General features: G+C 61.8%; 18 protein-coding genes. 2 read left to right on the top strand and 16 right to left on the bottom strand.

The genetic code is table 11. The features are described from left to right. Window positions 1-5: 5 nt before the first annotated feature. The 16 genes from GSQ93_RS11835 to GSQ93_RS11760 form a co-directional block, all read right to left on the bottom strand. A complete protein-coding gene (locus GSQ93_RS11835) occupies window positions 6-1,232 on the bottom strand; it encodes a beta-ketoacyl-ACP synthase (protein ID WP_158935831.1) in 1,227 nt (408 codons plus the stop codon). Beyond that, window positions 1,232-1,957, bottom strand: coding sequence for a 3-ketoacyl-ACP reductase FabG2 (locus GSQ93_RS11830; RefSeq protein WP_158935830.1), 726 nt, complete (start codon window positions 1,955-1,957; stop codon window positions 1,232-1,234). The genes GSQ93_RS11835 and GSQ93_RS11830 overlap by 1 nt, the downstream gene beginning before the upstream one ends. Beyond that, the gene (locus tag GSQ93_RS11825; protein ID WP_158935829.1) at window positions 1,954-2,457 is read right to left on the bottom strand and encodes a hotdog family protein; all 504 of its coding nucleotides are present in this window, start codon (window positions 2,455-2,457) and stop codon (window positions 1,954-1,956) included. Before GSQ93_RS11825 ends, GSQ93_RS11830 begins: the two co-directional genes overlap by 4 nt. A gap of 5 nt (window positions 2,458-2,462) precedes the next feature. Further along, window positions 2,463-3,647 (bottom strand): beta-ketoacyl-[acyl-carrier-protein] synthase family protein, encoded by a 1,185-nt coding sequence (locus GSQ93_RS11820; protein WP_158935828.1) that lies wholly within the window; start codon window positions 3,645-3,647, stop codon window positions 2,463-2,465. After that, on the bottom strand, window positions 3,644-6,058 hold the full coding sequence (locus GSQ93_RS11815) for an MMPL family transporter (protein WP_158935827.1): 2,415 nt from the start codon (window positions 6,056-6,058) through the stop codon (window positions 3,644-3,646). The genes GSQ93_RS11820 and GSQ93_RS11815 overlap by 4 nt, the downstream gene beginning before the upstream one ends. After that, entirely contained in the window at window positions 6,058-6,705 is a 648-nt protein-coding gene (locus GSQ93_RS11810) for an outer membrane lipoprotein carrier protein LolA (protein ID WP_158935826.1), read from the bottom strand. Before GSQ93_RS11810 ends, GSQ93_RS11815 begins: the two co-directional genes overlap by 1 nt. Further along, a complete protein-coding gene (locus tag GSQ93_RS11805; protein ID WP_158935825.1) occupies window positions 6,693-7,130 on the bottom strand; it encodes a thioesterase family protein in 438 nt (145 codons plus the stop codon). Before GSQ93_RS11805 ends, GSQ93_RS11810 begins: the two co-directional genes overlap by 13 nt. After that, window positions 7,123-8,721, bottom strand: coding sequence for a histidine ammonia-lyase (gene hutH / locus GSQ93_RS11800; RefSeq protein WP_158935824.1), 1,599 nt, complete (start codon window positions 8,719-8,721; stop codon window positions 7,123-7,125). The genes GSQ93_RS11805 and hutH overlap by 8 nt, the downstream gene beginning before the upstream one ends. Continuing rightward, window positions 8,708-10,453 (bottom strand): glycosyltransferase, encoded by a 1,746-nt coding sequence (locus tag GSQ93_RS11795; protein WP_158935823.1) that lies wholly within the window; start codon window positions 10,451-10,453, stop codon window positions 8,708-8,710. The genes hutH and GSQ93_RS11795 overlap by 14 nt, the downstream gene beginning before the upstream one ends. Further along, window positions 10,450-12,138: an AMP-binding protein gene (locus tag GSQ93_RS11790; RefSeq protein WP_158935822.1), complete on the bottom strand. Its 1,689-nt coding sequence runs from the start codon at window positions 12,136-12,138 to the stop codon at window positions 10,450-10,452. The genes GSQ93_RS11795 and GSQ93_RS11790 overlap by 4 nt, the downstream gene beginning before the upstream one ends. Further along, on the bottom strand, window positions 12,135-12,809 hold the full coding sequence (locus tag GSQ93_RS11785; protein WP_158935821.1) for a hypothetical protein: 675 nt from the start codon (window positions 12,807-12,809) through the stop codon (window positions 12,135-12,137). Before GSQ93_RS11785 ends, GSQ93_RS11790 begins: the two co-directional genes overlap by 4 nt. Further along, window positions 12,809-13,060, bottom strand: coding sequence for an acyl carrier protein (locus GSQ93_RS11780; protein ID WP_158935820.1), 252 nt, complete (start codon window positions 13,058-13,060; stop codon window positions 12,809-12,811). The genes GSQ93_RS11785 and GSQ93_RS11780 overlap by 1 nt, the downstream gene beginning before the upstream one ends. After that, entirely contained in the window at window positions 13,057-13,362 is a 306-nt protein-coding gene (locus GSQ93_RS11775) for a phosphopantetheine-binding protein (RefSeq protein ID WP_158935819.1), read from the bottom strand. Before GSQ93_RS11775 ends, GSQ93_RS11780 begins: the two co-directional genes overlap by 4 nt. Beyond that, window positions 13,337-14,146, bottom strand: a complete 810-nt coding sequence (locus tag GSQ93_RS11770; protein ID WP_158935818.1) for a 1-acyl-sn-glycerol-3-phosphate acyltransferase — start codon at window positions 14,144-14,146, stop codon at window positions 13,337-13,339. The genes GSQ93_RS11775 and GSQ93_RS11770 overlap by 26 nt, the downstream gene beginning before the upstream one ends. Continuing rightward, on the bottom strand, window positions 14,130-14,858 hold the full coding sequence (locus GSQ93_RS11765; RefSeq protein ID WP_158935817.1) for a beta-ketoacyl synthase chain length factor: 729 nt from the start codon (window positions 14,856-14,858) through the stop codon (window positions 14,130-14,132). Before GSQ93_RS11765 ends, GSQ93_RS11770 begins: the two co-directional genes overlap by 17 nt. 803 nt (window positions 14,859-15,661) lie before the next feature. Then, window positions 15,662-16,513, bottom strand: coding sequence for a polysaccharide deacetylase family protein (locus GSQ93_RS11760; RefSeq protein ID WP_158935816.1), 852 nt, complete (start codon window positions 16,511-16,513; stop codon window positions 15,662-15,664). Between the two features lie 514 nt (window positions 16,514-17,027). Between GSQ93_RS11760 and GSQ93_RS11755 the strand changes: the two genes are divergently transcribed. Together GSQ93_RS11755 and GSQ93_RS11750 are read left to right on the top strand one after the other, a co-directional pair. Further along, the gene (locus tag GSQ93_RS11755) at window positions 17,028-17,936 is read left to right on the top strand and encodes a glycosyltransferase family 9 protein (protein ID WP_158935815.1); all 909 of its coding nucleotides are present in this window, start codon (window positions 17,028-17,030) and stop codon (window positions 17,934-17,936) included. 4 nt (window positions 17,937-17,940) lie between these two features. Next, window positions 17,941-18,873: a glycosyltransferase family 9 protein gene (locus GSQ93_RS11750; RefSeq protein ID WP_158935814.1), complete on the top strand. Its 933-nt coding sequence runs from the start codon at window positions 17,941-17,943 to the stop codon at window positions 18,871-18,873. Window positions 18,874-18,879: the final 6 nt, after the last annotated feature.

Raw genomic sequence — 18,879 nt, 5'->3', positions numbered from 1 at the left:
CGCACTCATGGCATGCGCCTGAAAATCAGCGACGTATTGATGCCGCCGAACGCGAAGTTGTTGCTCATCACATATTCCGCGTCGATCGTACGGCCGCACTCCATGATGTAGTCGAGCGGCGCGCAAGCCGGATCAACCTGCGTCAGGTTCAGCGTTGGGGCATACCAGTTACGCTTCATCATTTCGATGGTCCACCACGCCTCCAGCGCGCCGCACGCGCCCAGCGTGTGGCCAACGTAACTCTTCAGCGAACTGATCGGTACACGCGCGCCGAAGGTCTGCGCGGTCGCGTGGCTTTCCGCTACATCGCCTCGATCCGTCGACGTGCCATGCGCGTTGACGTAGGCAATGGCTTCAGCCGAAAGCTGTGCATCGCGCAGCGCGAGCTGCATCGCGAAGGCCATGGTCTCGGCCGATGGCTGCGTCATGTGCGCCCCATCCGAGTTGCATCCAAAACCTACGATTTCCGCATGAATGCGCGCCCCGCGTGCAATCGCATGTTCATACTCTTCGAGCACCAAAGTCGCCGCGCCTTCACCGACCACGAGGCCGTCACGGGCGACATCGAACGGGCGCGGAGTCAGATGCGGCTCGTCGTTGCGCGTGCTCGTGGCATAGAGCGTGTCGAACACAGCGACGGCCGGCCCGGACAATTCTTCAGCGCCGCCCGCGAGCATCAGCGTCTGTTTGCCAGCCGCAATCATCTCGTAGGCGTAACCAATCGCCTGACTGCCCGATGCACACGCGCACGATGTCGGCACAATCCGGCCCTTCAGGTCCCAGAACAGGCTGACGTTGACGGCCGTGGTATGCGGCATCATCTGCACGTAGCTATTCGAGGTCACGTCGCTCATCGAACCTGTTTCGATCATCTTGCCGAAGGCACGAATCGGCTGGACCGATCCGGACGACGATCCGTACGCCACGCCCATGCGGCCGTCCTTGATCGTGAGATCGTCGGCGAGACCCGCATCGGCCAGCGCCAGTTCGCTCGCGCGCACCGAATACAGGGACACGGGTCCCATCGAACGGGTTTTCTTGCGCGGGTAGTGAGCGGGCGTCGTGAAGGCGGGCAAGGGGCACGCGAGCCGTGTATGCAGCAACTCGAAGTAGTCCCACTCGGGCATCCGGCGCACAGCGTTGCGGCCGCTTCTCAAGTTTGCTTCGATCTCGTCCCAGGCGTTGCCGAACGCCGTGACACCACCCATGCCCGTAATGACGACGCGCTTCATCAGATCATCCCGCCATTGACGCCGATCACTTGACGCGTGATGTACGAGGCCGCATCCGACATGAGAAAGCTCACCACGGACGCCACTTCGGCCGGTTGCCCGACGCGGTTCATCGGCACCGTCTTCAACGCGTGTTCGAGCGGCACGCCCTCAAGCATGCCGGTATCGATCAATCCAGGCGCCACGCAGTTGACAGTGATGTTGCGCGTCGCCAGTTCGACGGCGAGCGCCTTCGTGGCACCAATAAGCCCGGCCTTCGCCGCGCTGTAGTTCACCTGGCCGCGATTGCCCATGACGCCGGATACCGAGGCGATCGTAACGATACGGCCGCCCTGCTTCGCGCGCACGAGCGGCATGGTCAGCGGATGCACGACGTTATAGAAAGAGTCGAGACCGGTTTCGATCACGATGTCCCAGTCCTCTTCGGTGAGCGCCGGGAACGCCGCGTCACGCGTTACGCCCGCGCAACAGACGATGCCGTAATACGCGCCATGGGCGGCCACGTCTGCTTCAAGCACTTCGCGGCATGCGGCGCGGTCGCGTACATCGAATTGCAGCACCCGTGCCGAACCGCCCTGCGCGGCAATGCCGGTCGCGACAGCTTCAGCTTCAGTGCGACCGCTGCGGCAATGCACGGAGACCGTGAAGCCGTCTGTCGCGAGTTGATACGCTATCGCGCGGCCAATGCCGCGGCTTGCGCCCGTTACAAGAACACGCCGGCTCATGATCCGAAACTCCCAACAATAAACGACTGAAAATCAGCCGGTTGATACACCTTGATAACGGCCTCGGCGCAGCACACGCTGCTGCGATTCAGGTCGTGTTCCTGGTCATGATGGATCGAGCATTCGTACGCGCCGTGGCCTTCACTGCCACGCAGCAGTTCTTTCACTTCGATGCGCAACCGGGCATCGCGCGCAAACGCCGGACTATGCGCTTCGTATCGACGCGATCCGAGCAGCACGCCCGGACGTGCCTGACCGCCTGCGCGCGTCGCGAGTAAAGCGACGTGAGCGGCGATTGCCTGGGCCATCAGTTCGATGCCGATCCACGCCGGCATCGCGCCGTCTTCGTCGGCATACCAGGCATCGCCACGAACGCTTGCATAAGCGCTCAGGGTTTCGTCCGTGCAGGCGCTGACGCCGTCGAGCAGCAGCATCGTGCCCCGGTGCGGCAAGATCGTTTCAATGGCGCCAAAGCCGCTGTTATTTATAGAGGTCGTCATAGTCATCACCGGCCGAGAATCAGGCTGACGTTGCTGCCACCGAATGCAAACGAATTGCTCATCACGTACTGTGCGCCCGTTGCGTGTGACAAGTACCGCTCCCCTTCGACCAGATCGAGCGGCGGCAACGCCGGGTCAGCCTCACCGTCCCACAGATGACGCGGCAAAGCGACATCGTCGCGCGCGAGCGTGAGCCACGCGAACCCGAGTTCAGTCGCGCCCGCTGCGCCAAGTTGATGCCCGGTCAGCGGCTTGGTGCCGCTGGCCGCAACGCCGTCCTTGAACACCCGCGCCATCAGGTGCGCTTCCATGTCGTCGTTCTTGCGCGTAGCCGTTGCATGGAGGTTCACATAAGCAATATTGGCTGGCGTAAGACCGGCATCCGCCAGTGCTGCGCGCAATGCGATTTCACCGCCCGCGCCGTGTGGATCGGGCGCGGAAATATGATACGCATCGCTCGATTCACCCACGCCCGCGAGTATGACCGCGCCTTCGTCGCGGCTCATCAGGAACACGGCAGCGCCTTCGCCCACATTGATCCCGCAGCGATTGCGGCTCATCGGATTGGAGCGGACCGCACTGGTCGACTCGAGCGACGCGAAACCCTGCACAGTTAGTTCGCATAACGAATCTACGCCGCCGACCACCACCGCATCGCACAAGTGCAACTGGAGCAACCGACGCGCGGAGACGAACGCCTTGGCGCTCGATGTGCACGCGGTCGAGATCGTGAATGCCGGGCCATGGAGGTCGAGCGCTGCGGCGGCGAACGGCGCCACCGCGCCAATTTCAACTTGCCGATAGTCGAAGCCCACCGGCAACTTGCCTGCTTGCGCCTGATACACAAACGCAGCCTCAGCCGCTTCGATACCCGATGTACTCGTGCCAAGCACCACGCCAATCCGATGCGCACCGTAACGCTCGCGCGCGGCTTCTACTGCCGGTGCGACCTGTGCGAGTGCGGCGAGCAGCAACCGGTTATTGCGGCAGTCGTAATGCGCGAGCGAATCCGGAGGCGCGAGATCGAGTGGCACGGTCACGCTGCCGGCAAACGCATCGCCGATGCCGGTGTGGATTATTCCCATGCCGGGTGAAATGCCGGCCGCGAGCGCCGGCACAATCGCGTCGATACTCTCGCCGAGCGCATTGATCATGCCGAGCGCGTGTAGATAAACCCGTGGCCCGTTCATGCGGCCCTCCTTCGTTCCGATGGCATGCCGATGGGCGCAAGCAACACCGATACCGCTATACCGAGAGCAAGCGTCGCGCCGAAACTCCTTAGCGCGGGCATCGCACTCATGGCGAGCAAGCCAAAGGAAAGCAAGGTCGTTGCCGCCGACAGCAACACGCCCGTCCACACCGCGCCGAGATCGGCGTCCGCGCGCGCGGCGCCTTCGCGTAGGAATACGGCATAGTTTGCGCCGACGCCGAGCACGAGCATCAATGCCAGCCAGTTGAACAGATTCAGCGGCACGCCTGCATAGCCGAAGACGGCGAGCGTCACGCCCACCGCCAGCAACACCGGCAGCGTGACAACAACGCCGCCGAGCGGCCGGTAGCGCGCCATCATCAGCAAGAGCACTAGCAGCAGCGCGCCCGCCAGCCAGATGCCGCTATCGATTCGATAAGCACCGAATAGCGTCGATACGCTCGCGGCTTTATCGACAAAGGTGACGCCCGGTAATGCGCGCGCGGTGGAGATCAGCACAGGTTGATTCGCCGGTGTAACGCCCTGCGGAATCACGACGGCGGCGTAACCGCCCGACGCTGATGCCGGGTCAACTCTGCCAAGCCACAAGTGACGGAACGGTTGCGACCATGGCGCTGCAAGCCAGCTATCGACGCTCAGTACCGCATGGTCCGACTTAGCGTAAGCCGCGAGCCACGCGTCAGCGACTTCATCGCGGAAACCAGCTTGAACAAGCGTCGCGCGTAACGCGGACGGATCGTTGAATACGCGTTGACTGAGCAGCGTATGGTCTTCGTCTTGCCGCTTCGCCGACGGGACAAACGACGTTATCGATTGCCAACTACTCAGCCGGGCCGCGCCCGTCAAACCGTCGAGCTTCGCGCCGAGTGCCTCTGCCCGCTCCAGCACGATCTCGGGTGTTTCACCACGCACGACGAAGAACTGCGAGGTGTTGTCGAAACCGACCGCGTCGCGAACCTTCTGCTCCTGCGCCATGAGTACAGGATCTCGTTGGATCAGCAGATGGATGTCGTCGTCACTCGTAAGCCGGAGCCATCCCGGCACGGCAACAACCAGCAGAAGAGCAGCAACACACCACGCTCGCCGTCCGCCGATCACCGCGCGCCATGCGTTAAGCAGACGTGCCGCTCCATCGAATACGCGCTGCGGACTGCGCTTGGGCGCGCGGATCAACAACGCCGGTAGCAACCACAGCACCGAAGCAAACGCGGTACAGATACCTACTATTGCAAAACAAGCGATCTGCTTGAGCGCAGGGAACGGGACCCACGTGAGGATGGCGTAACCCAGCAGGCTTGTCGTCAGCGCAACCGTCAACGCCGGCCTGACGGCACGCACGCCGCGCTGTGCATCCCAGGCTTTCCCTGCACCAAGGTAAACAACAAAATACTGGATCGAATAGTCAACCGCCTCCCCGATCAAACTCGCGCCGAACACGAGCGTCAGCAGATGCAGCTTGCCGAATATCAGCATGGTGGCGGCGAGCGCGCAGACAATACCGAGCGCTGTCGAGACAAAGCCAAGCAGGATCAGCCGCGGCGAACGGAACACCCACAACATCAGCAGCGCAATGCCGCAGAGCGATGCGATACCGATCAGATGCACCTCCCGCTCTGAAGCAGCGCGCGCCGCCTCCGCGTAGAAAACAGCGCCGGCGCGGGCTAAAGTGACATCGGGGAAACTTTGCTTGAGAGAACTTTCGCCGTGCGCCACGGCTTCATGGACCGCATGCTGGACCTTCGATTCGTACGCCGAACCCGGCAACGTCGCCATCACAAGAACACTCGTCGCATTGCCTCGATGCGCCACGAGTAAACTGTCTTCCACCTCCAGGTTCGAAGTGGCAAGCGGCAACCCCGAAAGCCAGTGTTCGAGCCAGCCGAACGGATCGTCGGCGAGTTGAGTCGCAAGCCCGCCATGCAGCGGGCTATAGAGGCGTCGCGCGAGTGTGTCGTGCAAGGAAAGCGTACCGTCTGCGAGCGCGGTGCGATCGGCAGGTGCAAGCAAGCCGAATCGATACGGCATGTACAGCCCGGCGATCTTCGATACATCGAACGGGGGTAATTCCGCTGTCACCGAGCCGAACGCTCCGCTTGCCGACAACGTCGCCCCAAGCTGTTTCGCCGCGGCTTTGACGTGCGCTGCGTCGTTACTGGTCACGAGAAAAACCGTACGATCACCCAGCGCGGTCGCCAGGGTATCGACGGCTTTTTCAGCGACCGGATCCGCTTCCGTTGCGGGCAATAACGCAAGCAGGTTCGTCTGCAACGGCGACGGCCCGGCAAATCGCCACACGCAATAAAGCGTTGCGACAAGCGCGAGCAGCAGCCAACCGACGCGTATACTCCACGCCGGTTTTGCGACCTGTGATTGCGATTGCGGCAACTGCATTACGGCCCTCCGAACAGCGTGCGATCGGCCGGCGGCAACTCGCTCACCGCCGCGCTGTTCGCAAAGTCGATACGCGTCACATCACCATTCGCAAGCGTAATGCGCAGTGCCTGCAAGTAGTCCCCGCCGCTCATCTCAAGGCCCTTGATCGACTGCGCGAGTTGCGGTTGATTCGGCGTCAGTTGCATACGCCATTGCGCCGGTGTGCCGTCCGCGTGCACGTCGAATTGTGCGTAGAGCGCAGAGAGATCGCCACCCAGCATTGCGCGCATCATCCGTGAGACCTGTGCCACACCGCGCACGCCGTCGCTGCTCTTCGAGTTCATCCGCTGGCCGTTGGCATTCACTTCGCTCACGCCGGTGTCGGTGATGACGTAGGTCGCTTTGTACGGTGTATCGATCTGCCAGATCACGCCCCGTTCACGAAAAAAAACCAGCGAGCCCGTGCTGACGAGCGGCTGTTTCATCGCGGCAAGGGTTTGAGTTTGCGTGAACTGCGCGCGAACGCCCTTCGCTTGAGCAAGATGCGTGGCTATCTGCGAAACGAGATTCGTATCGCTTGCCGATGCAGGCTGCGCGGCGAACACCGGCGCGGACAGCACAATCAATAAAGCGGCGACGGCGCTACGCCAATTCAACGTGCCCATGCGCGCTCCAGTTTCTCGATCATCACGGGCGGTGATACGAACTGCAATTCTTGCGTCGCGGCGTGAATAGCGACCTGGATCGTATAGCCCTTGGTCAGCCGCTCGCCTGAAGCGGCATCGACAATCTCGTAGCCAATTTTCAGGCGGTTTTCATATTCCAGCAACTGTGCGCGTACTTCGATCTGCTGCCCGTAAGTAGCCGGGCGCACGTACTTGAGATGCACTTCGACGATGGGCCAGAGATAACCCGACGCCTGCATCTCGCGATAGTCGTAGTCGAACACGCGAAGCAGCGCGGCCCGGCCGATCTCGAAGTACTTCAAGTAGTGGCCATGCCAGCAAACGTTCATGGCGTCGACGTCGTGGAAAGGCACTTCAACTGGCGCGCTGGCGGTCAAGACCTTTGGGGTCGCAGCTTCAATCATGCTGATCCTCTTGGCCGTAATCCTGGACCAACTCGCACGCCGCGATCCGCGCAGTCAGTGCGCGCAGGTCGCTTTCAAGCGCGCGGTCTTCATCGACGAACGGCGATCCGGCTGTCACGCTCTCCATAAAATCACGCAACGGCGGGGGGATGGGCGTCGTATTGTTGATCCGCAGACGCAAACGCGCAGCCTGCACAGTCGCGAGCGTATGCGCCGCGGCGACTTGCTCGGTCAGTTCCAGGATCCGCAGGCAATCACGTGCGGCGATCGTGCCCATGCTCACCTTGTCCTGGTTATGCGCTTCGGTCGAGCGCGAGAACACACTGGCGGGCATGGTCAGCTTGAGCGCTTCCGCGGTCCATGCCGACGACGATATCTGCACTGCCTTGAAGCCGTGATTGATCGATGCGCGCTCGGGCGCCGCGCCCGACAAGCTGCGCGGCAGGCCGTTGTTGAATTTATCGTCGACGAGCAGCGCCAATTGGCGATCCATCAGGTCGGCAAGATTCGCGACCGCCACTTTCAGCGCGTCCATCGCGAAGGCAATGTGACCGCCGTAGAAGTTGCCGCCATGCAGCACGCGTTCGCCATCGGGATCGATCAGCGGATTGTCGTTGGCGCTGTTCAGCTCGTTCTCGACATCGCGACGCACCCACGAGAGCGCGTCACGCGCAACGCCGATCACGTGCGGTGCGCAGCGGATGGAATAGCGATCCTGCAGGCGATGCCCCGGCGTGTCCTCACGGCCCGCGAGATCCTCGCGAATCCATGCCGCGGCTTCGGCCTGCCCTGCGTGTGGTTTTACTTCGAAAAGCATCGGGTCGAAGTGCGCGGCGCGGCCGTCGAGCGCGACGGTGGACAACGCAGTCAGGCGTGCGGCGAGCCGCGTCAGATGACCGGCACGGGCGAACGCGAGGCACGCGAGGCCCGTCATGACCGCCGTGCCGTTCATCAGCGCGAGGCCTTCTTTCGGCGCGAGCGTGAGCGGTGTGTGGCCAAGCTTGGCCCAGACGCTGCGGGCATCGCATAACTCGTCGCGAAAACGCACGTCGCGCTCGCCAACCAGCGCGGCTGCCACGTAGGACAATGGCGTCAAGTCACCGCTCGCCCCCACCGATCCCTCCGATGGAATCCGCGGCAGCACGCGATGATTGATCAGGTCAGCGAGCCGTTCAAGCAGTACGTGCCGTACTCCTGAGAACCCGTATGCCAGCGAATTGAGCCGTGCGGCGATGACCGCGAGCGTCTGCGCGTCGTCGAGATGCTGGCCCATGCCGCAGCCGTGATAACGCAGCAGTTGCAGGGGCAGGACTTCGACCAGTTCCATGGGGACATCGACCACGCACGAGTCGCCGTAACCGGTGTTGACGCCATAGACGGTTGCGCCCTGAGCCAGATGACGGCGCAGGAAATCAGCGCCGCGTTCAATGCGTGCGCGCCACGCTGGATCGGCATTCAAAGCGACAGGCGTTCGCTGATAAGCGATCGATACGACCTCTTCAATCGTCATCCGCCTGCCACCGATGACGATCGCTTCTTCAACTGTCACCACTAACTCACGTATTTCGTCGCTCAAATCATGTTCGGCCATTCGCGCCTCCAGTGCCATTAGCAGTGCCATTGGGACGCGCCCAGAAATCGAAGAAATTGAACCATTGATAAGGCGCCTTGCGACAATAATGTTCGAGACGTGACGCATATCGCTGTGCCCACGCCGCGAGATGCTGCGCACGTTCGCGGCGCGGCAACTCGATGCGCTCCGCGAACGGCTCGAAATAAAGCTTATAGCCTTGCTCTTCCTTCAAGCAGAAAAACAGGTACACGGGGCAGCCGAGTGCATGGGCCAGCACGTAAGGACCTTGTGCAAACGGCGCGGTCGAGCCCAGAAACTGCGCCTCGGTCGTGCGGCCAGAATCATGCGCGGGCACGCGGTCGCCGACGATCACCAGCAGCTCGCCGGCCTCCACGCGATCCTGCATCATCATCGCCGTTTCGGGGCCGAAGTCGCTGACCTCGACAAGACGTTGCGCAAACTCGCTATTCGCCGAGGCCAGCACGCTATTGAAACGGCGCGCGTGTTCGGTATAGACAACAGCGGTGACCTTCGCATGTGCGCCGCGCGTGGCAAGCGCCCGGGTCATCTCGAGGTTGCCGAGATGCGCGCCGATCACAAGTGCGCCACGGCCGCTGGCGCTCAGCGCTTCGAACGCAGCCGGGTCGTCGAACTTCACGTCGCCCATGTTGACGCGGCCCGACCATGCAGCGAGTTTATCGAAGCCTGATCGCGCGAACGCCAGCATGTGTTTGTACGCGGACCACCATCCTGGCCGGGGCGTTTGATCTTGCGGTGCGGCTTGTTGAAGGTGCATGAAGTAGCTGCTCGACGCAGCGCGTGCGCGGCTTCCGGTCACCAAAAAATAGGCCACGATCGGATGCAGCCACAACGCAGTAAAGCGCATCCCGAAGAGACGGCAGCTAAGCGCAAGCAAGGACATGCCTAGATGGCTGCCGCGTTCCGCGATATGCCACCAGTGCTGCTCGCTTTCCTTCGATGATGCGGCCGAAGCTCGCGGCATCAGCTTGTGTGCAAGCAGCATTGGCAGCCGTATCAGCATGCCTAAAACGAGCCGCGTGTGAGTACGACTGATGCGCACGTTGTCCCATAGCACGTCGAAGTGCGAAACGCCGTCGCTTGCATAGGTGACGCGCGTCGGGATCGAACGGAATGCTGTTTGGCGCCAGTACAGCCGCACCAGTATTTCGATGTCGAAATCCATTCGCGTGGGCAACTTCACGTCATCGATCAACGCGCAAACCACGTCGAGCGGATACAGGCGAAAACCGCACATCGAGTCGCGGATCGTAAACGAGAGCGTTTCGATCCACACCCACACATGCGTCAGATAACGGCCATACAGGCGCGACTTCGGCACGGAGTCGTCGTAGACCGGACGACCAAGAATCACGGCGCGAGGCTCCGCGCGTGCAGCCTCGACGAAGCGCGGCACATCCGCACTGTCATGCTGTCCGTCGGCGTCGATCTGCAAGCCATGCGTGAAGCCTGCCTTGCGCGCCGCTCGCAGGCCCGCCATCACCGCCGCGCCCTTGCCGCCGTTGACAGGCAGCCGGATCAGCGTGAGCGTGTCCGCGTATTGCTGCTGAAGCGCTGCAAGCACGTCCTGGGTGGCTTGGTCGCTGCCGTCATCGACAACAAAAATGGGCAACCCATGCACGTTCAGATTCGCGACGGTCGCGCTAATCGCTTCCTTGTGGTTGTAGATCGGAATAATGATGCACGGCAGGTTAGGCCTCGCAACGCTCATGCGGGCCCCCGATAAACAATGACACCCGACGTGCACTCGCGCCGCCCAAGCCTATACACAAATTGCACACGTTGACGCGATGCGTCATGCGTCAACGTGAGATCGAGCAGCGCGCCCGGTGCCACCGGGGCCTTGAATTTCAACTGCTCAATCGATGCCAGCATGCGCACGCCTGGAACTTGCTCGGCCGCCAATCGCATCGCCCAGTCGATTTGTACAACGCCCGGCAGGATTGGCAAGCCGGGAAAGTGGCCAGCGAAATGAACCAGCGTCGGAGGCACGCGAAGTTCGTAGTGCAACGCGGTCTCGCTGCGCACTTCGGAGAGCACTTCGACGCCGTCCGCGCGTGCATCAAATGCTGCGGCAACAGCGGCCGCCGGCAACTTGCCTCGAGCATCGAACGGAAGCGCGAAACGGAAACGCCAGAAACGCGGCAGCACGACGATATCGAAATACGCTGCAAGGTGACGGCGCAGGATCTTCGCGAGCGCAACGCGCCCTCGTTCCCGCAGCGCGTCACTACCGGCTTCGGTGAGCGCCACCACGGCGCCGACACGCTCGCGCGTCATCCCCTCAAGCGACACAACCGCCGCCTGCGCTACGTACGGATGCAGCCCAAGCCGGCTTTCAAGTTCGGGCAGCGACACGCGCTTGCCATCGAGCTTGAGCACGCGGTCGAGGCGGCCTTGCAGACGAAAGCGTCCGTCTGAATCGAACGTGATGATGTCGTCGGTACGATGCCAGTCGTCATGCCCCAGATGCGGTGAACGCAGCCCGAGCGCACCGTCGTCCCCACGATTAATCTCAATGCCGTTCAACGCTTCCCATGCGTCCGTTTGATCCTGCCGACGCCATGCGATACCGCCCGTCTCCGTGCTGCCGTATATCTCGACCGGCGCCGCGCCGAAAGTCGCGGCATATTTACTTGCTGCGTCTGCTGAAAGCGGACCGCCCGATGAAAAAAACACGCAGGGTGCAGGACTTAAATGTGCAAAGCCATCCAGTTCAGGCCAGCGCGAGAGTTGCGCCGGAGTCGATACCACGACCGAGCCGCCCGGACCGCACTGCGCGATCCGCGCCTGCAAATGTTGTGGCTCGACGCTAAGCGCCCGGTCGAATGCGCGCCCGGCTGCGAGTGGCCAGAACACGCGAAACAGCAGCCCGTAGATATGATGATGCGGGACGCTGCCGAGCACGGTTGCATCGCCGACAAGCGCGTCCCACTGCGCCTCGAGCGTATGAACTTCGGCGTTAAATTGCGCGAGTGTCTTTCGAATTGGCTTCGGTGTGCCGCTGCTGCCGGAGGTGTACAGCGTGAGCGGCGCGTGCGGGTCGATCGATGCAAACGATCTGACGTACTCCGAACTAGACACCGGCGCAGGCATGTCGACATCGGTTAGTACAGTATCGTAGGCACTCGATAGATCGGCCAGATAACCAGGCGCTGCATGCGCCGGAATGACCGGTTCTTTACCGCAGGCGAATAACGCAAACAGCGCACAGGCGAAGTTAAACGGATCGTCAATACACAATGCATAGCGTCGCGCCGGCTGCTCGCTCAAACGTGCAGCGATGGCTTGCACTCGTTCGAAGAACGCAGAGAAATCGAGCACGTTGGCACCGTCGCGACAAACCGGTGTGCCGGCGTCACGCTTGACCCGCAACAGGTCGTGCAACGCTATCATGCCGCCTCCGAGCGCGCGGCGCGTGGCAGCACGGCCACGTAACGCCATACGATCTCGCCAACCAGCAGCACCCCTATCAGGCCATACGCGATCGCGCCGTTATAAAGCGACCAGGCAGCACGCGTCCAGAACAGCGCGGTATAGGCGGAAAACGCACCGTTGAGCGTAAAGAACACACACCACATTTGCGTGACCCGGCGCGTGTAGTGCACCGCATGCGCCCCAAGCTTGGGATTGCCCATGCGCGCGAATTTTTCGACCATCGATCGCCCGCGCACAAGCGTCGCGCCGAACGCGACCAGCAGTCCGAGGTTCACCAGCGAGGGGTATAGATGCAACAGCAATTCACTGCCGGACAATACGATCCCCGCCGATGCGCAGCTTAGAAGACCCGCGACGCACCAGTCGGTCACGGCGAGCTGGCGCAGCGACGTCGCGAATGTACCCGTCCCGGCCCATCGCTGCAGCCATAGCAGCGCGAACAACGCGGCGCCAATGTATCGCGGTGAATCCCAGCGCCATGCACACAAGATCATCAACGGGTAAGCGAGCTTCAGCGCGACTTGCAGAACCGTGCGCAGCCAGCCAAGCGGCCTGGCTTGCGCGTTACAGCCATCAGCCTCGGGCACCGCGGCACCCTGCTCGCCGGAACGTGAATGCTCCGCTTGCATCACCCCTGTTCCGCCAGCAGCGATTCCACGGCACCGATCACATCGCCGACCGTGCGTACCGACTTGAACTCTTCCGGCTTGATGCGTCGTCCGGTCATTTCCTGCAGCTTGATCGCGAGATCGACGGCGTCAATGCTGTCCAGGTCGAGGTCCTCAAACAGATGCGCTTGGGGCGTCACGCGATCGGGCTCGATCGCGAAGTTCTCTTTGAAGATGGCGCGGATGCGCTCAAGGATCTCTGTCTCGGTCACGATTTATTCCCCTTTTCCCCGATGTCGTTCGTAGCGCCCAACCCGCCTTGCTGGCTGGCGACCAACGCAGCGAGGCTGCTGATCGAACGAAAGTGCTCTCGCGTGCGTTCGTCGTTCGCCGCAATCGTCAATTGATAGTGTTTGCGCAGCACGATGCCAATCTCAAGTGCGTCGATCGAATCGAGCCCGATGCCATCGGTTTCGAACAACGGTGCATCGTCATCGATGTCGGCAGGCGTCAGGTCTTCCAGATCGAGTGCATCGATCAGGAGCTGCTTAATTTCCAGTTTCAAAGAATCCATAGTCGAACAGCCGCTGGTTAATGTGCGCCTCAACAGCGCTGGTCAAAGTGCGCGCGGCAAGGGCCGAAGAAGGCGCCTCATGCGAGGCGTCATGCGCCATGAGCTGGTCGGCCGCGACGGGCTCCAGCACGCTCACACGGATGCGGAACGCCCGCGACGGCGCGTGATACCAGCGCATCTGCTTGGTGAACGCCGGTGGATCGCAATCCATCAGCACGGGCAGGATCGGCGTGCCGGCCTTGAGGGCGATGTGCGCAAAGCCGCGCGAGAATGCGTGCAGCCGGTTCGGCGCGGGACTCCGCGTGCCTTCCGGAAAAATGATCATGGTATAGCCCGCGGCGATCTGGCGGGCACTGGCTTCAACAAGCTCAACCGGGTCGACGTTGCTCACGTATTCAGCCGCCCGCACGATGCCCCAGAAACAGGGATTACCCCAGTGCGCGTTCTTGACCACGCAACACGCGGAAGGCGTGAGCGCGAGCAGCACGACGACGTCAAGGTAGGTGGGATGGTTGGCCACGACAACCACGGGGCCGGCGTCGCGCAAGGCGGCCGCCCCCGAGACTTCCAGTTCCATCACGCCGACCCACTGCAAAAAGCCCACCAGCGCCCGGAAGAACCAGTGAATGATGGTCGTGACCATACGCTGACGCGACGCGCGATGCGGCCACAGCCACGCGAGTGGAAACACCAGCACCGAGAACAGCAGTCCGCAGACGCCGAACACGACGAAGCTCATGCCCGTGGCGACCAGCCGCCAGCCGTAATTAAGCCGCGCCGTCATGCCAACTCCAATGCCAGGTAGTGCCGTTGGTCTGCCATGTGGCGGGCGCCTGTGTGCCGAGGCAGCGTTGAACCGCTTCGCTCTGCGTAAGGAAAGAGTCAGGAATGCGGGCAAATGCGGCGGGACCTCTCAATGGCGATTCTGGTTCGCCCGACGGGCTCCCCGAAGCCGATATTGTGCATGCAAGCTGTCCTGCCGCGCGGGTGTCCAGCAGGATCGCGAGCGCACCGCCTTGCACCTCGTCTTCAATCGTGCCGTAGGCGGCATCGGCCGGCTCGTCCGCATAGACCACCAGCACGGGCGACGACGGGTCCGCTTCGAACTGCGCATGCGCTTCGAGCAAGGCAAACCCGAGCGTTTGCGCCCCGGCAGAAATCGCGCTGGCGGGCGAACGATCGCCCCGGGCGATACCGAATATTCCAGTCATTGCGTTGAGGACGGACAGGCTGAAAGCCGTCGGCGACACCGGCTCGCCCGTGCTGATGGCGCGCAGGATATCGGTCGTGCGCCGCAGTTCACCATGCCGCGATGCGAACACTACGCGCACGCGGTCTCGCCCGGCCACGCAGTCATGGGCGACCTTGAGGGCGCTTCGGGACAGGCTGCTCAGACGACGGCGCACGATCGGCTCGATGAAGCTTATATCGGCGGTCGCTGCAGCAGCGACGGCTGACCATCGGGCAACGGGCATGGTCCAGCGCAGATCGTGCATACGATGTTTACGATTTGAAAGACACCAGCACCTCACCAGGATCCGCCTGTGCGGACAGCACATGAATGCGCCCGCCCCAGCCGGACGTTCTTCAACCGGCTGTCAGGAGATGACCGGCAACCACGCGAATGCCTGTACTGACTTAACGGCAGTTTGTGCCGATTATTTAACGCCATATTGGGGTACGCGAAGCGGGTAAATGGATTATCTAGATTTGGCTCGGCTCCGCATTGAGGGGCGAATCATACTGAAAATTGCTTGCTAAATCAGCCATAAAACCAATTCAGGCCTGGATAAGTCTCCCATATACGACGGAAAGGCATCTTTGATCCGATGCCCCCACCGGAATTCGAGCGCGTTATCGCCAATCTAGCCGCCGCATGCTCATTGTCCAAATCGAAAAAGTTACGGAATGTATGCGCCGCCGGGGGCATCGGCTGGGACTAGTTGCATCTCCCGATCGACCAGATGACTCATGCAAGCAGTCCTGCGGGTTTCGCGATTGCCGGATCGGTATTGAGCATTTGCGCGGAACGGGTGACGGAGTGGGACGTGTGGGGCCCCACGTCCTCGGCGTTTTCGATAATAGCGACGCTCATCAGGAACCGTGCGTCTCGCCGTGCCGAACGAACGGGCGCCGGAGCGGTACGTTATGCCAAGCGTTCGGCCGGATGCAGGTCGGTGAATCGTGACTTGATCGGCGCCGCCCTCGGCTCGCTCGCTTCGTACAATGCGTAACGTCTCTTACTCGATGGTGAGGGAAGAACTGTTCCTCATTTCTTTTTGGCCCTGCTTGCTCGCGTTCAGTAGGCTTCTCGTAAGGTAACGAAGTGCAGCCCTCGCTTTTTCGCAGCCTCGAAAACCCGTGGCAACACTGAGAGCAAGACGGGTTGACCGTCGTCGGTAATCGCGGCGCCGCCATCGTGGAGCAGCAGAATGTCGCGCGGGGCCAGATTGCGCAGCAGTCGCCGTGCGACGATTTCCGGATCGCGCTCGCGGGTATCGAACCCGCGCCGTGTCCAGGCGGCTAGCCTCAGATCGAGCTTTTGCAAGACTGGCTCCAGCAGAACATTTCGCAGGCCCGCCGGCGCGCGGAAGAAAGCCGGCCGCTCGCCCGTCAGTTCCGTCAGCGTGCGTTGTGCTGCATCGATTTCCCGGCTTAGCGCGCCCATGCCCGTCACCGAAAACGTGTGCACATGCTTCTGCGAGTGGTTCTCCACGCCGTGCCCTCGCGCGACGATCTCGCGGGTCAACGCGGGATATCGGCGCGCGCGTTCGCCGATCAGAAAGAACGTGGCGCGAACCCGGTGCGCATCGAGCAGGTCGAGAACCTGGGGCGTGACGAGCGGATCCGGACCATCGTCGAGCGTAAGCGCGATGGCGTTTGCATTGCGCGGGATAGCAGGCAAGCGAGTCCAGTTGGCGCCAAGCAGCGTTGAGCGCGGCCATAACCCCGCTGCCGTGACCGTCGCGTGGTTGATCGCCGTGCCGGCCAGCCACCAAGGCCACATCTCCGGCGCGATGGCGCAGCCGGTCAGCGCCACCGCATGCCAAGCCGCCGTGACCTTCAGCGCGAGGGGAGATCCTGTGACAGGCCAGCGCCGCTCGGACGCTGCATCCGGATCGACTTGCAGTCGCGGATGAAGATTGAGCATGCGTGTTCCTTCTTTGATTCCAATAACCGTTAACTGTGTTTATACGCTAGTAAAAAATACACCCCGGCAGAGCGGGTTGAACACGGCCAAGTTTACCTATTTCCGGCTTAAGGCATTCGGAGGCATTGGGACTTGGCGTGCGCGCATGAATTTTAGCCTTTGGTGCAGCGTTAAAGCGTTTTCACGGTGATGTCTGGAGGCCGAGGTCGGTATCACTACCTCGGGTCGCAGGCCGCTTCGAAGGTGACAGCAACCACGGCTGAACAGCCGCTCAAACGCACATCCGACACATGGCGGTCACGCGGTTATCGCATGATGCGACTCGCCATCGATCCGGGACAATCAATTCGCGCGGCACGGCCGGTTTTTGCCGCGAAACATCCCGCTTCCTAAGCCTTGGTAAGTTGTGCCGTAACCCACGTAATGGAATGGGATCTTAGACTGCCTCCGGCTCGGGGATCCGTCCTGAGCGGAAAGCGCTCCCCCGCAGCGGAGTGCCTCGCCGGAAGCATGTATGCCGCACGCAATCCAGCCACTGTCGAGTGTGGCGTTGATCCTCTCGTCGGCGCTCGGCGACTCGCTGCTGATGATGACCGTTGCACGCAACCTCAGGTTGAACGGTGTGTCGGTCACGGTGTTTGGCCAGCAAATCAATAGCATGCGGAGCTGGTTTCCCGGCATGGAGATTGAACCCGAACTGAAACCGGAAGACTGCGCGAAACAACTCGCGCGCTTCGACACAGTGATCCAGCTTCACGCCAACAAGCCTTTTGTGAACCTCGAACGGCTGCATCCCAAGGTCATTGTCCTGGCTCATCTGTGCAGCGCCAATTCAACCGAGTCGATGGCCGAGCGCCTGACCCGCTTCTGCCGCGACGAACTGCGCCTCACCGTCGTCGACAAAGGCAACGGCATCACGCCCCTTCCCGGCCTGATGCATCGGCAGCGGTCTCTGCGCGTCGCGATCCACCCCATGGCGAGCACGACCGACAAATGCTGGCTGGCGTCACGCTTCATCGGACTGGCGATCAAGCTGCGGGACAGCGGCTTTGATCCGCAATTCGTCGTGGCGCCCGAGGAACGCGCGCACTGGACCCATATTGAACAATTAGGACTCACGCTCGCCGATCTCGGACCGCTTGATCAGGTCGCCGGGTGGCTCTATGAGTCCGGCTGGTTTATCGGCAACGATTCGGGGGTGGGCCACCTTGCGTCGAGCCTCCAGATTCCCACGCTATCGCTCTTCATGCGCCGCGGCACCGCCCGCACATGGCGTCCCGGCTGGGGCGTGGGCCAGGTGCTGATCGGCAGTGCGTATCTGCCGACCGGACGGCTCAAGGAGCGTTACTGGAAATACATGCTGTCGGTGAACAAGGTGTCTCAGGCATTCGACCGGCTGCGCGCACTCACTGCCAACGCATGAACGTATGACTAACCCCACCCCTCCCTCGTCGCTTCCACTTGCCCCGTTCGGGCGGGTCGCGTTCGTCGCGTCCAACGCGATAGGCGACACATTGGTGTCGATGGTGATCGTCAGGAACCTGATCGATAACCGTATCGATGTCACCGTGTACGGCACTCCCGCCCACGCGCTTCGGCACTGGTTTCCCGGCGTCGCTATCCATGCGCTGCCGCAAGACAACCTGACCGCTGCGTTCGCTCGGTACGACACGGTTTTCCAGATGCAATGGAACCAGCCGCTGCGCGATCTCGTCGATGTCCATCCTCATGTGGTCACGTTGCATGATGTCGAATTCGGCGACCGCCCGGGCTGCATGGCGCAGCGTTTCGCCGACTTCTGCCGGGACGATCTGGCGTTGAGCGCGCCGGTGCTAGATAACGGAATTACAGCGCCTGCGAGCCTCGTGCATCGCAGAAACGTCAAGCGCGTGATAATTCATCCCGAGGCGAGCACCGAAGACAAACGCTGGTTCTCGCACCGCTTCGTGAGGCTTGCCCAGCGCCTGCGCAAGCGCGGTTATGACGTGCAGTTCGTGATTGCGCCGCACGAGCGCGAACGCTGGCGCGATCTTGAGACGCTGGATATTCCTGCGCCCCATTTTGCGAACCTGCACGAGCTTGCCTGCTGCGTGTATGAGTCGGGCTGGTTTATCGGCAACGACTCGGGCATCGGCCATCTCGCGTCGAATCTCGGCATTCCGAGCCTGAGCTTGTTTCGGCGCCGCCGGGTGGCCGAGCGCTGGCGGCCGGCGTGGGGCGTAGTCGATGTGGTGTTGCCGTGGCAGTGGGTGCCGACCGCGTATTTGAAAGAGAAACTCTGGCGGCAAACGCTGACCTGCAACCGCGTGCTTGCCGCATTCTCGCGGCTGACCCGGCAGGCAGCTCGCACGCACGGTTAGAGGGAG

Origin of the sequence: Burkholderia sp. S171, from assembly GCF_009766085.1 — a bacterium.
Taxonomy (GTDB): Bacteria; Pseudomonadota; Gammaproteobacteria; order Burkholderiales; family Burkholderiaceae; genus Caballeronia.
Note: the sequence above shows the minus strand (reverse complement) of the source record. Positions and strands in the feature narration are given on the sequence as shown.

Excerpts from the sequence above, each read along its gene's own strand:
- GSQ93_RS11825 (WP_158935829.1), bottom strand. The coding sequence starts at position 2,457 with ATGACGACCTCTATAAATAACAGCGGCTTTGGCGCCATTGAAACGATC.
- GSQ93_RS11770 (WP_158935818.1), bottom strand. The coding sequence starts at position 14,146 with ATGACGGCGCGGCTTAATTACGGCTGGCGGCTGGTCGCCACGGGCATG.
- GSQ93_RS11820 (WP_158935828.1), bottom strand. The coding sequence starts at position 3,647 with ATGAACGGGCCACGGGTTTATCTACACGCGCTCGGCATGATCAATGCG.
- GSQ93_RS11790 (WP_158935822.1), bottom strand. The coding sequence starts at position 12,138 with ATGATAGCGTTGCACGACCTGTTGCGGGTCAAGCGTGACGCCGGCACA.
- GSQ93_RS11760 (WP_158935816.1), bottom strand. The coding sequence starts at position 16,513 with ATGCTCAATCTTCATCCGCGACTGCAAGTCGATCCGGATGCAGCGTCC.
- hutH (WP_158935824.1), bottom strand. The coding sequence starts at position 8,721 with ATGGCCGAACATGATTTGAGCGACGAAATACGTGAGTTAGTGGTGACA.
- GSQ93_RS11750 (WP_158935814.1), top strand. The coding sequence starts at position 17,941 with ATGACTAACCCCACCCCTCCCTCGTCGCTTCCACTTGCCCCGTTCGGG.
- GSQ93_RS11810 (WP_158935826.1), bottom strand. The coding sequence starts at position 6,705 with ATGGGCACGTTGAATTGGCGTAGCGCCGTCGCCGCTTTATTGATTGTG.
- GSQ93_RS11775 (WP_158935819.1), bottom strand. The coding sequence starts at position 13,362 with ATGGATTCTTTGAAACTGGAAATTAAGCAGCTCCTGATCGATGCACTC.
- GSQ93_RS11830 (WP_158935830.1), bottom strand. The coding sequence starts at position 1,957 with ATGAGCCGGCGTGTTCTTGTAACGGGCGCAAGCCGCGGCATTGGCCGC.
- GSQ93_RS11765 (WP_158935817.1), bottom strand. The coding sequence starts at position 14,858 with ATGCACGATCTGCGCTGGACCATGCCCGTTGCCCGATGGTCAGCCGTC.
- GSQ93_RS11835 (WP_158935831.1), bottom strand. The coding sequence starts at position 1,232 with ATGAAGCGCGTCGTCATTACGGGCATGGGTGGTGTCACGGCGTTCGGC.
- GSQ93_RS11815 (WP_158935827.1), bottom strand. The coding sequence starts at position 6,058 with ATGCAGTTGCCGCAATCGCAATCACAGGTCGCAAAACCGGCGTGGAGT.
- GSQ93_RS11805 (WP_158935825.1), bottom strand. The coding sequence starts at position 7,130 with ATGATTGAAGCTGCGACCCCAAAGGTCTTGACCGCCAGCGCGCCAGTT.
- GSQ93_RS11795 (WP_158935823.1), bottom strand. The coding sequence starts at position 10,453 with ATGAGCGTTGCGAGGCCTAACCTGCCGTGCATCATTATTCCGATCTAC.
- GSQ93_RS11755 (WP_158935815.1), top strand. The coding sequence starts at position 17,028 with ATGCCGCACGCAATCCAGCCACTGTCGAGTGTGGCGTTGATCCTCTCG.
- GSQ93_RS11785 (WP_158935821.1), bottom strand. The coding sequence starts at position 12,809 with ATGCAAGCGGAGCATTCACGTTCCGGCGAGCAGGGTGCCGCGGTGCCC.